Source organism: Roseibium sp. RP-7, assembly GCF_053005225.1.
Window position 1 is genome coordinate 578,628 of record NZ_JBRKQA010000002.1, and the last position, 11,641, is coordinate 590,268.

Annotated in this window: 13 protein-coding genes; 7 read left to right on the top strand and 6 right to left on the bottom strand. The window is 60.1% G+C overall.

Features of this window, described 5'->3' with window-relative positions; all coding sequences use genetic code 11:
* Positions 1 to 141: 141 nt before the first annotated feature.
* A complete protein-coding gene (locus tag ACVDG9_RS17370) occupies positions 142 to 1,329 on the top strand; it encodes a GGDEF domain-containing protein (protein ID WP_367020720.1) in 1,188 nt (395 codons plus the stop codon).
* On the opposite strand, the gene ACVDG9_RS17375 is transcribed toward ACVDG9_RS17370, so the two are convergent.
* The 4 genes from ACVDG9_RS17375 to ACVDG9_RS17390 are packed head-to-tail and all read right to left on the bottom strand — an operon-like array spanning position 1,320 to position 4,424.
* Entirely contained in the window at positions 1,320 to 2,207 is an 888-nt protein-coding gene (locus tag ACVDG9_RS17375) for a D-alanyl-D-alanine carboxypeptidase family protein (RefSeq protein ID WP_447238556.1), read from the bottom strand. The genes ACVDG9_RS17370 and ACVDG9_RS17375 overlap by 10 nt on opposite strands.
* A 36-nt stretch (positions 2,208 to 2,243) precedes the next feature.
* Positions 2,244 to 3,005 carry an ABC transporter permease gene (locus ACVDG9_RS17380; protein ID WP_023000553.1) on the bottom strand — a complete coding sequence of 254 codons (762 nt, stop codon included), beginning with the start codon at positions 3,003 to 3,005 and terminating at the stop codon, positions 2,244 to 2,246.
* Positions 3,002 to 3,493: a GNAT family N-acetyltransferase gene (locus ACVDG9_RS17385; protein ID WP_447238557.1), complete on the bottom strand. Its 492-nt coding sequence runs from the start codon at positions 3,491 to 3,493 to the stop codon at positions 3,002 to 3,004. Before ACVDG9_RS17385 ends, ACVDG9_RS17380 begins: the two co-directional genes overlap by 4 nt.
* 7 nt (positions 3,494 to 3,500) lie before the next feature.
* Positions 3,501 to 4,424, bottom strand: a complete 924-nt coding sequence (locus tag ACVDG9_RS17390) for an ABC transporter ATP-binding protein (protein ID WP_152510122.1) — start codon at positions 4,422 to 4,424, stop codon at positions 3,501 to 3,503.
* Positions 4,425 to 4,669: 245 nt separating this feature from the next.
* Here ACVDG9_RS17390 and ACVDG9_RS17395 point away from each other — a divergent pair, with 245 nt between their 5' ends.
* From ACVDG9_RS17395 to ACVDG9_RS17405, 3 genes are all read left to right on the top strand, one after another.
* On the top strand, positions 4,670 to 5,572 hold the full coding sequence (locus ACVDG9_RS17395; protein WP_297836513.1) for a pirin family protein: 903 nt from the start codon (positions 4,670 to 4,672) through the stop codon (positions 5,570 to 5,572).
* 80 nt (positions 5,573 to 5,652) lie between these two features.
* Positions 5,653 to 6,804, top strand: coding sequence for a GNAT family N-acetyltransferase (locus ACVDG9_RS17400; protein ID WP_447238558.1), 1,152 nt, complete (start codon positions 5,653 to 5,655; stop codon positions 6,802 to 6,804).
* A 227-nt stretch (positions 6,805 to 7,031) separates the two neighbouring features.
* On the top strand, positions 7,032 to 7,943 hold the full coding sequence (locus ACVDG9_RS17405; protein ID WP_152510119.1) for a PhzF family protein: 912 nt from the start codon (positions 7,032 to 7,034) through the stop codon (positions 7,941 to 7,943).
* Between the two features lie 24 nt (positions 7,944 to 7,967).
* Here ACVDG9_RS17405 and ACVDG9_RS17410 read toward each other — a convergent pair whose 3' ends face one another.
* The gene (locus ACVDG9_RS17410) at positions 7,968 to 8,864 is read right to left on the bottom strand and encodes an AraC family transcriptional regulator (protein ID WP_447238559.1); all 897 of its coding nucleotides are present in this window, start codon (positions 8,862 to 8,864) and stop codon (positions 7,968 to 7,970) included.
* 175 nt (positions 8,865 to 9,039) lie between these two features.
* Between ACVDG9_RS17410 and ACVDG9_RS17415 the strand changes: the two genes are divergently transcribed.
* Positions 9,040 to 9,804 (top strand): SDR family NAD(P)-dependent oxidoreductase, encoded by a 765-nt coding sequence (locus ACVDG9_RS17415; protein ID WP_447238560.1) that lies wholly within the window; start codon positions 9,040 to 9,042, stop codon positions 9,802 to 9,804.
* Positions 9,805 to 9,861: 57 nt separating this feature from the next.
* Here ACVDG9_RS17415 and ACVDG9_RS17420 read toward each other — a convergent pair whose 3' ends face one another.
* Positions 9,862 to 10,512, bottom strand: a complete 651-nt coding sequence (locus tag ACVDG9_RS17420; RefSeq protein WP_447238561.1) for a glutathione S-transferase family protein — start codon at positions 10,510 to 10,512, stop codon at positions 9,862 to 9,864.
* Positions 10,513 to 10,694: 182 nt separating this feature from the next.
* Between ACVDG9_RS17420 and ACVDG9_RS17425 the strand changes: the two genes are divergently transcribed.
* Both ACVDG9_RS17425 and ACVDG9_RS17430 read left to right on the top strand, forming a co-directional pair.
* Complete coding sequence (locus tag ACVDG9_RS17425) at positions 10,695 to 11,015, top strand: ArsR/SmtB family transcription factor (RefSeq protein ID WP_208984306.1); 321 nt, start codon at positions 10,695 to 10,697, stop codon at positions 11,013 to 11,015.
* On the top strand, positions 11,012 to 11,512 hold the full coding sequence (locus ACVDG9_RS17430) for an SRPBCC family protein (RefSeq protein ID WP_447238562.1): 501 nt from the start codon (positions 11,012 to 11,014) through the stop codon (positions 11,510 to 11,512). The genes ACVDG9_RS17425 and ACVDG9_RS17430 overlap by 4 nt, the downstream gene beginning before the upstream one ends.
* Positions 11,513 to 11,641 lie beyond the last annotated feature (129 nt).

Sequence of the window (11,641 nt, forward strand, 5' to 3'; positions counted from 1 at the left end):
TATCGTAAACGGGACCAAAGCGTTGAATTCCCTATTTGATAAAAGTTTTTTTATCGCGGCTAACCGGATTGCAAGACCCTATCCCGTAACGTAATCACTATCCTTTGTGAGATTGAGGGACCGGTTCCGGAGACTGCCTTGATGGATCTATCGACACTCTTTTCGGCAAATGTGCTTCTGCTGTCGATTTTTGCCATCTGCTTCCTGGCCATTTCCCTGCAGACCAGTCCGCGTGCTCACTGGTTGAGCTGGGCCGCTGCAAATACACTGTTGGCGTCGTCTCTGGTCTGCTTTGCGCTCAGCAGCATGCTGCCGCCCCTGGTCGCCTATCTGCTCCCCAACACCCTGTTGCTGCTCGGTTTTGGCTGTCACTGGCACGCGGCACGCCTTCTGGCGGATATGCCGAGCAAGCTCAGCAATGTTGTCGCGCCCGCCTTTGCCTACGGCATCGTCGCAGGCTGCGCGTATCTGCTTTCCAACTACGCCCTTGCGTACATGGCCTCCAACGTGGTGTTCACGCTGCTGTCCGTCGCAACCATTACCGTCTACGCGTCAAGGCCGTTCCGGGGTCTGATTTCCAATATCGGCCTCATCCTGGCGTTCTTCTTTCTGGCTGCCGAAGGTGTGCTGCGCACAGTGCACGGACTTGTTTCCGGCGGCCCGCAAGGGCCCGGCATGATCGACGACTTGATTGTCGACATTCACCTGATGTGCGCACTCGTCTTCGTCAGCCTGACCGGCGCCTTCTCCCTTGCGCTGTCGTTCGAGCTCGTGGCGAACCGGAACCGGGAAGCGGCACGACGCGACCCCCTGACCGGCGCCTTCAACCGCAGGGAGTTTCAGACACGTCTGGAAAGCCTCCTGCAGGAAACGCAGAAGGACGACTTCGGCTTGGTCCACTTCGACCTCGATCACTTCAAGCAGGTGAACGACAGGTTCGGACACGTTGCAGGCGACGAAGCGCTTGTGAAGGTCTGTTCGGAAGTGAAGGCGCATCTGCGCCAGAACGACTGCTTTGCCCGCCTCGGCGGCGAGGAATTCGCGGTGCTTCTGCCGTCCATCTCGCGCGAGAACGCCTTCCGGGTTGCCGATCGCCTGCGCGAGCGCATTTCCGACCTGCGGTTCGAATTCGCACCGCAGGACTTCAACCTGACGGCGTCGGCAGGTGTCTATCACGGCGACGGCAGCCAGCTGCCGTCAGCCGAGTTGCTCAAGACAGTCGATGAGAGCCTCTACCTGTCCAAACGGACCGGACGCAATCGGGTCTCGGTTGTCGAGAAGGTTTCCGGAGCAATACCAGCCGAACCTTTGCGGGCCGCTCAGGAATAGGCTTCGATCAGCCGCGTCACTTCCTTGTCCCGCGCCGCCTCGCTCGCCCCGCCCATGACGACGACGATCAGTCGCTTCCCGCCACGGTTGGCGGTCGCGACCAGATTGTAGCCGGACATGCGGATATAGCCCGTCTTCAGACCATCCACACCGGCAACCTTGCCGACCAGGTTGTTGGTGGCCCGGAAGGTGCGGCCGTTGTAGTCGAACGACTTGGCCCGGTAATAGCTGCCGTATTGTGGGAACCGCCGCTTCAGGGCGAGACCAAGCACTGCCATGTCACGCGCCGACGACACCTGCGCGGGATCCGGCAGGCCCGTGGCATTGACGAAACGGGTACGCGACAGGCCAAGAGCCCGCGCCTGGGACGTCATCTGCCGAGCGAAGGCCGCTTCGCTACCGGCCAGATTTTCGGCAACGGCGATGGCGACGTCATTGGCCGACTTGACCGCAAGCGCCCTTGCCGCCTGCTCGACCGTGATGGTCGACCCTGCCTTGATGCCGATCTTTGCCGGCGGCTGCGATGCTGCCTTGGCCGAAACGCTCAAGGGGGTGGAAAGCGTGTAACGCCCTTGCAAAACCGCATCAAAGAGCAGGTAGAGCGTCATCATCTTGCTCAGCGAAGCGGGATACCGCGGTGCATCCGCATCGACCGCATAAAGCTCTTCGCCGGTCGACGCATTCAGCACCAGCGCGGAGAACCCGCGCTCAACTGCCGTTTCCGGCGCATAGGCAACGGCAGGAAGAGGTGCCGTCTGAACGGCAGGCGCTGCACTTGTAACGGGCGCCGGGGCTGGCCCCTGCCCCGTCTGACAGGCGGCCAGAAACCCGGCCAGAACGAAGATCGAAGCCTTCTTCAAAAGGACAGACGCACGCATTCCCGCTCTCTTAAACTCGCGTTTCGGCCGGATACCTCAAGCCTTCAGGCGGTATCCGGTCTTGAAAATCCAATGTATGACGGCCAGTGAACCGCCGAGGAAGATCATCGTTGCCAGCAGCGACAACCAAAGGCTGACGTCCGCCTGACCATAGAAGCTCCAGCGGAACCCGGAAATCAGGTAGACCACCGGGTTGATCAGCGTGATCTTCTGCCAGATATCCGGCAACATGTTGATGGAATAGAAGCTGCCGCCCAGAAAAGCCAGAGGCGTGACAATCAACAGCGGTACAAACTGCAGTTTTTCGAAATTGTCGGCCCAGATGCCGATGATGAAGCCGAGCAAGGCGAATGTAACAGCCGTCAAGAGGAAGAACGCGGCCATCCAGACCGGGTGCTGGATTTCCAGCGGAACGAAGAAACTCGCCGTTATCAGGATGATCAACCCGACCAGGATCGACTTCGTAGCCGCCGCCCCGACATAGGCAACGGTGATTTCCAGGAACGACACGGGCGCCGACAGCACCTCGAAGATCGTGCCCGTAAACCGCGGGAAATAGATGCCGAAGGAGGCGTTGGAGAGGCTCTGTGTCATCAGGGACAGCATGATCAGCCCGGGCACGATGAAGGCGCCGTAGCTGACACCGTCGACCTCGGAGATCCGAGAGCCGATGGCTGCCCCGAAGACAACGAAATAGAGCACCGTGGAAATCACCGGCGAGATGATGCTCTGCATGATCGTGCGGCGGGTGCGGGCCATTTCGGCCAGGTAGATGACTTTGATCGCTTCGAAATTCATGTGCCCTGCTGCCCCGAAATCAGAATGAGTTCCATTCGGGGCAACGTGCGCCCCGGGATCGAGCCGGATGGAGACCGGCCAATGGTCTTGAAGCCCATGCGGGCATAGAAAGGTTCTGCAAAAGGATCCGCATCGAGACCGATCCTCACCAGACCAAGGCTCCGCGCTCTTTCGTGAAGCGCTTCGAACAGCGCCCGGCCGACGCGGCGTCCCTGCCAGGCAGGGTCGACAAAACAGGTCTCCAGTTCCCCTGTTTCGCCGTCGTCTTCCATGGACAGCCGGATACAGCCGACCGGCTCACCGTCTGCGTCCTGCGCCAGCCAGAAATCGTGCTCCTCGATCCAGCTGTCGCGGACCTTGAGTTCTTCGGCGCACATGGCCATGAAAGCGTCGTCATAGCCGTTCGACTGCTTGGAGCGCATGCACAGGTCCGTCAGTGCCGTGCAGTCGTTCAGTGTCGCCTTGCGAATGGTGAAACCGGTGTCCATCGCCGCCTCATCCCTGACTGACCAGACCGACGAAGATGTCCTCGAGCGACGACTGATCCGTCTGCAGATCGTGAAAACGCACGCCGGACTGGGAGAGATCGGTCAGAAGCGATGTGATGCCAGTCCGGTCAGCCTGGGTATCGTAGGTGTAGACCAGGCTGCGGCCGTCATCCTCGAGCTTCAGATCGTAGCGGGCAAGACTGCCGGGAATCTCGATGAGTGGCTCCGTCAAGCTGAGCGACAGCAACTTGCGCCCGAGCTTGCGCATGAGCTCTGCCTTCTCTTCCACGAGGATGATCTCACCATTGTTGATCACCCCGACACGATCGGCCATTTCTTCGGCCTCCTCGATGTAGTGGGTGGTCAGGATGATGGTGACGCCCTTCTGCTTGAGCTCCCCAACGATGCGCCACATGTCGTGCCTTAGTTCCACATCCACACCGGCTGTCGGCTCGTCCAGGAACAGGATCTTCGGCTCGTGCGCCAGCGCCTTGGCGACCAGCAGGCGGCGTTTCATGCCCCCGGACAGGGCCATGATGGGGTTGTTGCGCTTTTCCCAGAGCGTCAGGTCCTTGAGAATGCTCTCGATCCGTGCCGGATCGGGTTTCATGCCGAACAGGCCGCGGCTGAAGGCGACGGTATCACCGACCATTTCGAAAGGCGCCGTCGGCATTTCCTGAGGTACCAGACCGATCATCTGCCGGGCAGCGCGGTACTCGCTCAAGGCGTCATGGCCGCACACGTGAATACTGCCGGAGGTCGGCCGCACCAGGCCGCAAATCGTGCTGATCAATGTCGTCTTCCCGGCGCCATTCGGCCCGAGCAACGCAAACACCTCTCCTTGCTGGATATCCAGAGACACGGATTTGAGAGCCTGGAAGCCACCTTCATAGGTTTTTTCCAGGTCGCGTACGGAAAGTATCGGGGCCATCGTTTCAACCGGTTCGGAATTGGGGATTTGACCAGACGGCCAAACAGGCGTGCACACTTGCATGTGGGCGGACCGTCCGCAAGATGCAACCCTTTGGCCGTAAGCCACCGTCCGGTCGGGCCTTATCCGGATGACGACATCACTGTTTCGTCTTTCGAAACACTGCGTCTGCAGAGCCAAGACTAGGTTTTGCCCTGCGAGCCGCTATCTTTCCCTCAAAGTAAATCCGCATCAGGAACCAAGTCATGTCCATCCGCCCCGTAACCCACATCGGCAGCACACAATCAACCATGGAAGGCGCCGGCGTCCGGCTGGAGCGAGCGTTCGGATTTCAGGATCCGGAAATGCTGGATCCTTTCCTGCTGCTGGACGATTTCCGCAACGAACGTCCCGAGGACTATCTGAAGGGCTTTCCCTGGCATCCCCATCGCGGCATCGAAACCATTACCTACGTGCTGGCCGGCACCGTTGAACACGGTGACAGCCTGGGCAACAGCGGCAACCTGGGTGCGGGCGACGTCCAGTGGATGACAGCAGGGCGTGGGATCATGCATCAGGAGATGCCCAAGGGCGACGCCAATGGCCGCATGCACGGTTTCCAGCTCTGGGCGAACCTGCCGTCCTCGCTGAAGATGACCGCTCCGCGCTACCAGGATGTCGCGTCGAACGAGATCCCGGTTGTGACCGATGACGACGGCACTTCCGCACGGATCATCTGTGGCGAGTTCTGGGGCAAGCGCGGCCCGGTCGACGGCATTGCCGCGGATCCGCAATATCTCGACATCCATGTGCCGGCAGGTCACAAGAAACGCTTCAAGGTCGACACCTACAAGCAGACCTTTGCCTACATTTTCGAAGGCTCCGGCACGTTCGAAGGAGCATCCGACCCGTTCGGGGTTCTGACGGAAAAGGAATTCGGCGGAGAGGAACTGAAGATCCGTGACGAGACCGGCAACCGTTCTCTGGTGATCTTCGGCTCCGGTGACGAGATCGTCGTTCACGCAGGCGAGGAAGGCATCCGTTTCCTTTTGGTCTCCGGCGCACCGATCAAGGAACCCGTGGCCTGGCACGGCCCCATCGTGATGAACACCCGCCAGGAGCTGATCCAGGCGGTAACCGAACTGCAGAACGGCACATTTATCCGGTAGGGCTGAAAAGAACCTGCTGCCTTGTAACTTTCACAAAGTCTGGCTAGGGCTGTCCGGGATACAATCGATCTGGACAGCCCATGCCATTGAAACTCCGCCCGGCCACAGAGGCCGACGCCCCTGCTCTCACCGATATCCTCCATCGCGCCAAGGCCTCCTGGGGCTATCCGGAGGACAAGATGGCAGAGTTTCGCGACTACTGGCGAATTTCCGAGGCAACCATCCAGTCGCTGACGCTCACTGTTGCAGAGCGGGACGGTCAGCCCATAGCCTTTTCCGGGCTCTCGCCCCAAAGCGAAGATACGCTGCTTGTCGATTTCCTGTTCGTTGCCCCTGAAGCCCAGCGTCAGGGCATTGGCGACCTTCTGCTGAAGCGCGCGGAGGATCATGCCCACCGACAGGGATTGAGCCGGCTTTATCTGGAAAGCGACGCCAACGCGGGCCCCTTTTACGAAAAGCGCGGGTTTCGGACGATGGCGACACGACCAAGCGAGATGTCGCCCGGCGGGGAAATCCCCCTGATGGAAAAACCGCTGGCACCTGCGGTCTACCGGGTGGAAGCGCTGAACATCGAGGTTTCGGACAAACCCTGGGCTTTCGAAACGAAGCATGCAGATGCGATCGATGCGTATTTCGAGGAAGCCAGGAAGCGCATTCCCATGCTTTGGAATGGCCGAACCATGAAGTTGACCGGGTTCGAGTTCAAGGATGGCACCTTTAACGGCACCTGCGCGGAGTGTTCCTTTGCCGCTTTCCTGGCGTGGCGCGACTGGGGTGCGCCCGATGCAAGCTCGTTCAATCTCTTCGGCTCCGCCATCCTGAGGTCCGCCGAGGGCGCACTGCTCTATGGTGTCATGTCTCGAAAGACCGCCACGGCGGGCATGATCTACCCTCCCGGAGGCAATCTCGACCCGACCGACCTGACCGAAGATGGCAAGGTCGACGTTGTCGGGGCGATCTACCGGGAACTTGAAGAGGAAACAGGCCTCAAACGAGACGACGTCCAGCCTGCCGAGCTGCTGGTGACATTCGACGGCTGGCGGATTTCCATCGGCCAGGTGATGGATGTCCCCCGCCCTGCGGAAGAGTTGCGCACGGAGATCCTGCGTTTTTCAGAGGCGTCGGAAGAACAGGAGCTTGCCGATATGCGCATCATTCGCACGCGCGCGGACCTTGAGGACAGTGCCATCGTGCCTTACGCCCGTTCGCTCGGCAAATATCTGCTGCCATGAAGGGCACTCGGCGAGACGGCCGGGAACGGCAATATTTTGTTCACCAAGAATGCGCACTAAGCACTGGCAGGACTTGCCTGAAAATGCAAAAGTCCGCTCACCTTTGAAGCCGGCACCGTGGTTTGCGCGGGCCGTCCGATGCGGACAGGTTGGTTGTTTTACAACGTTTGAGCCCCTCGCCTGACTTCGTTTGAAGGCCGGCAGGCGGCGACAGGGAGAAGAGAAGTATGAGCCGCCGCTACGCGATCCTGGATGTCTTCACGAACACGAGCCTTGCCGGGAACCCCCTGGCGGTGGTTCTGGACTCCGAGGGGCTGAGCGACGAGCAGATGCAGAAGATCGCCGGTGAGTTCAATCTTTCCGAAACGGTCTTTGTCTTCCCGCCCGAAAAGCCCGGGCATTCTGCCACCATACGGATCTTCACTCCCAAGATGGAATTGCCGTTCGCCGGACACCCGACCGTCGGTACCGCCATCCTTCTGGCAACGGAACGCTTCGGTGATATTTCGGGCGAGCAGGATGCCGTTGTTGTTCTGAAGCAGCAGATCGGCACCGTTCGCTGCGCGGTCATCCTGCGCGAGCACGCCGCCGCCTTTGCCGAGTTCGACGTTCCCAGCCTGCCGGAACCCGCCGGACCGACCCACAACGTCGAACTGATCGCCGCCGCGCTCAACCTGGAGCCGAGTGACATCGGGTTCGAGAACCATGGCCCCTCCCGCTTCCGCGTGGGCCCTCCGTTCACCTTCGTGCCGGTGCGCGATCTGGATGCCTTGGCGCGCGCCAAACCGGTACCGGCCATGTGGAACGCGGGCTTCGGCAAGAACGGCAATACGGACGCTTATGTCTATTGCCGCGAAACCCGCTCCCATGACAGCGCTTTCCACGCCCGCCTGTTTGCGCCCGACATGGGCATTCCCGAAGATCCCGCGACAGGTTCTGCCGCAGCGGCTTTCGCAGGTGTCGTCGACTATTACGACGACCTTCCCAACGGCACGCACCATATCCGCATCGAGCAGGGTTTCGAGATGGGACGGCCATCCCTGATCGACTTGGAAATCGACATCGAGGGCGGCAAGATGCATGCGGTCAGGATCGGCGGTCAGGCGACGCTTGTCGCTCGGGGCGAACTGTTCCTCTAATCAAATCAGACGCTGCCCGGACGGTCAGAAGGCCGCCTGGGCAGGGTCGTTCGCCTTGTCGGCGCGTGGCGGCAGACCGAAATGCCGGGCGTACTCTCGGCTGAACTGGGTCGCGCTTTCGTAACCCACCTGGAACGCGGCGCGCGAGACGGACAGTTTTTCGGCCTGCAGCAGCCGGCGCGCCTCCATCAGCCGCAACTGCTTTTGAAACTGCAGCGGACTGGTGCCGGTAATATCCTTGAAGTGCGCATGGAAGGCAGACACGCTCATGCCTGCCTCGCCGGCAAGATCGTCCACCCGCAAGGACGCCGCAATGTCCCGGCGAATACCGGCAATGACCTTGGCGATGCGCGCCGCGTGACTGTCCTGCTCTGAAATCTGACGCAGGATCGCGCCATGTTCTGCCGTCAGCAGCCAGTAATGGATCTCTCGCAGGATCAACGGCAGCAACACCTTGCCTGCCTCCGGCATCTCCGCAAGTTCGAACAGGCGCCGCATCGCATCGACGATTGCCGCGTCTGCCCTGCCGCTTGCCACGGCGCGTGCAGCAATAGATGTTTTACCCGGCCGGTCCAGCTCCGAAGCAAGTTCGCGGATCAGAGCCATGTCCAGTGGAATGGCGAGCGCAACATACGGCTCGGCCTGGCTCGCACGCACGACCCGTGCCTGCGCGGGCAGATCCAGCCCGACAATCAGTGACTGCATGGCACCGAACCGGACGGTATTCGATCCGAGATATGTCTGCTTCTCTCCCTGGAGAACCAGGCAGAAAATCGGTTGGTAGACGATCGGATAGATCAGGGTTGGCCGGCGTTGACGCACCAGCGTCATGCCACCAGTACCAACAGGAAAAGGATCGCCACCCGCGCCATGATCATCAGCAAATGCAACAACTTTCCGGATAAGCTCGTCTGCCTGCATGGTTCCCTCCGTCAAGAACCCAGCGATACGCCCGCCGGTTGGTGATGGCAAGCATGCAGGTTGCCTGATTTGTAGGATCAGGCAAGTCTTCTGGAGAAACCGGCACACAACACATCTCGCTACGGACTATCTCATGGTCATCGCCATCACGCCCCACAACACTGGAGCCAATAACATGACCACCTCCCCCAAGATCGCCCTCATCACCGGCGGCAGCCGCGGCCTTGGCCGCAACACTGTTCTTCATCTTGCCAAGAACGGTATCGACACGGTCCTGACATACAGGACCAGCAAGGAAGAGGCCGAACAGGTCGTTGCCGAAGTGGAAGCGCTGGGGGCAAAAGCTGTTGCCCTGCAGCTCGATACTGCCGACACGTCCGGCTTCCCCGCATTCACGGACGCATTGAAAACCGTGCTACAGCAGACCTGGCAGCGTGACAGTTTCGATTTCCTGGTCAACAACGCCGGCACGGGCATTCACAAGCCCTTCGCCGAGACGACTGAGACCGATTTCGACCAGTTGATGAATGTTCACGTGAAGGGAGTCTTTTTCCTGACCCAGCAGTTGCTGCCGCTGATCGCGGATGGCGGCCGCATTCTGAACGTATCGTCCGGCCTTGCCCGGTTCTCCCTGCCCGGCTATTCCGCCTACGCAACGATGAAAGGCGCGATTGAAGTTCTGACCCGCTATCTGGCCAAGGAACTGGGACCTCGTCACATCGCCGTCAACACGCTGGCGCCTGGTGCCATCGAAACGGATTTCGGTGGCGGTGCCGTGCGTGACAATCCGGAACTCAACAAGGTGGTCGCCTCCATGACAGCCATGGGCCGTGCCGGCCTTCCGGATGACATTGGCGGAGCCATCACCGCGCTTTTGAGCGGCAATACCGGCTGGATGACCGGCCAGCGCATTGAAGTCTCGGGCGGTCAGAACCTCTGACACCCCAAATCAGCAGTGTGCCGCGGCGGCCGGATCCCGGCCGCCGCTTGCATTGGCCTATTCGGCAGCTTCCATCAGGCGTGCAGGCGCCGTCACGGCCCAGCTCGGCACTGCTTCCAGCCGCTGATACCAGGCAATGATGTTGGCATAGCCTTCCAGCGGCATACGTGACTGCGGGTTCAACGCCAACGCCGACAAGGCACCGACCGCAAAATCGGTTACGGTCACCCTGTCCCCAAGCATGTAGGCCCGCCCCTCCAGGCGGGTGTCGAGAACTGCAGCGAAGCGATGGAAGTTTTCGCTTGCCGCTTCAATCCTGGCTTCGTCCGGTTCCCCCAGACCGAAAAGCGGCTTGACCATCGTTTCCCAGGCAATGTCCCTTGCGACCTGGTTGTAATGCTGCACCTCCCAGGACATCCAGCGCAGGATCTCAAAGCGCGATTTGGCATCCGTCGGGCAAAACGCTTCGGCTCCTGCCCGGTCACTCAGGTAGATCATGGTCGGGTTGGCTTCCCACAGGTTCATGTCACCCACCACGAGCGTCGGAACCTTCAAGTTGGGATTGGCGGCCTTCAGGTCATCCCGGTGATGCTCACCCGCCATCATGTTCAACCTGTGAACCTCGACCTCATCGAACAGTCCGAGATGATGCAGCACCGCCTCGACACGGCGGCAATTGGGCGAAATGTCTGCTGTGAACAGTTTCATGTCCGTCTCTCCACTTTCTTAAGTCCGGTCCTCAGCTCCAGGTTCGGCCGGAAACCTGTGCTGCGCGACCATGGGAAAATTGAGCCGGTGTCGCGCGCCACCCATTTACTCAACCATTTAGTTGACTATAATGAAGTCAGGTGATAGTCAACCAAAAGGTTCACTTTATGAATGCAGCTGAAATGCCTCAACTCGATGCCACCTTCGCCGCCCTTAGCGACGGCACACGCCGTGCGATCGTAGCCAGGCTTGCCGACGGTGAGACATCGCTTTCGGACCTCGCCGAACCGTTCGACATGTCGTTGACAGCGGTTTCCAAACACCTGCGGGTGCTCTCGGATGCCGGGCTGGTGGATATCGAAAAACGCGGACGTACCCGCCATTGCCGGCTGCGCGGCGCACCAATCAAGGAAGCCGTGGACTGGCTGAGCAAATATGAAGCGTTCTGGATCGACCGTTTCGATGCTCTTGCCCGTCACCTCGCCAAGGATAGCGAAAAATGACCATACAACAGCAGCCCGAAGCGTTCCTGAAATCCAATCCCGGCCAGGAGCCGGTGCTCGTGGAAGGCCTGTTCCGGGCCGACCCGGGGCGGGTCTTCCGCGCCTTTACCGAACCCGATGAGGTACGTTGCTGGTTCGTACCCAAGTCCGGTGCGCTGGTTTCGGCGGAGATCGATCTTCAGGTTGGTGGGCGCTGGTGTTTCGTCATCGAGAAAACCCCAGAAAAGCAGATCCACTTTGAAGGCGAATATCTGGCCATCGAAGCGCCGAATCGTCTTGAGTTTTCCTGGCGCCATGTTCAGGAATATGCCGACGGCACACGGGAAGCGACAGACACTTCAAGGGTATCCGTTACCTTTACCGAAGTCGGCAAGGCGACGGAGGTCAAGTTACGTCACGAGGCCATCAAGACCGAAGATGCCCGCCGCGGTGTCGGCGGCGGCTGGAACGGCTGCTTTGGCCGACTGGCTGATCTCGTCGTCCCCAGGAACGGATAAGAAGCAGGACACCAACGCTAGCTCCGGCGCCGGCCGTTGCCGGTTGCCGGCCTCTCCGACACCCATGGGCGACTATTTGCCCAACGGCAGCGTTTCGGCGCAATCCTGCTGAAGCGCCGCTCGGATCGT

Excerpts from the sequence above, each read along its gene's own strand:
- ACVDG9_RS17370 (WP_367020720.1), top strand. The coding sequence starts at position 142 with ATGGATCTATCGACACTCTTTTCGGCAAATGTGCTTCTGCTGTCGATT.
- ACVDG9_RS17375 (WP_447238556.1), bottom strand. The coding sequence starts at position 2,207 with ATGCGTGCGTCTGTCCTTTTGAAGAAGGCTTCGATCTTCGTTCTGGCC.
- ACVDG9_RS17380 (WP_023000553.1), bottom strand. The coding sequence starts at position 3,005 with ATGAATTTCGAAGCGATCAAAGTCATCTACCTGGCCGAAATGGCCCGC.
- ACVDG9_RS17385 (WP_447238557.1), bottom strand. The coding sequence starts at position 3,493 with ATGGACACCGGTTTCACCATTCGCAAGGCGACACTGAACGACTGCACG.
- ACVDG9_RS17390 (WP_152510122.1), bottom strand. The coding sequence starts at position 4,424 with ATGGCCCCGATACTTTCCGTACGCGACCTGGAAAAAACCTATGAAGGT.
- ACVDG9_RS17395 (WP_297836513.1), top strand. The coding sequence starts at position 4,670 with ATGTCCATCCGCCCCGTAACCCACATCGGCAGCACACAATCAACCATG.
- ACVDG9_RS17400 (WP_447238558.1), top strand. The coding sequence starts at position 5,653 with ATGCCATTGAAACTCCGCCCGGCCACAGAGGCCGACGCCCCTGCTCTC.
- ACVDG9_RS17405 (WP_152510119.1), top strand. The coding sequence starts at position 7,032 with ATGAGCCGCCGCTACGCGATCCTGGATGTCTTCACGAACACGAGCCTT.
- ACVDG9_RS17410 (WP_447238559.1), bottom strand. The coding sequence starts at position 8,864 with ATGCAGGCAGACGAGCTTATCCGGAAAGTTGTTGCATTTGCTGATGAT.
- ACVDG9_RS17415 (WP_447238560.1), top strand. The coding sequence starts at position 9,040 with ATGACCACCTCCCCCAAGATCGCCCTCATCACCGGCGGCAGCCGCGGC.
- ACVDG9_RS17420 (WP_447238561.1), bottom strand. The coding sequence starts at position 10,512 with ATGAAACTGTTCACAGCAGACATTTCGCCCAATTGCCGCCGTGTCGAG.
- ACVDG9_RS17425 (WP_208984306.1), top strand. The coding sequence starts at position 10,695 with ATGCCTCAACTCGATGCCACCTTCGCCGCCCTTAGCGACGGCACACGC.
- ACVDG9_RS17430 (WP_447238562.1), top strand. The coding sequence starts at position 11,012 with ATGACCATACAACAGCAGCCCGAAGCGTTCCTGAAATCCAATCCCGGC.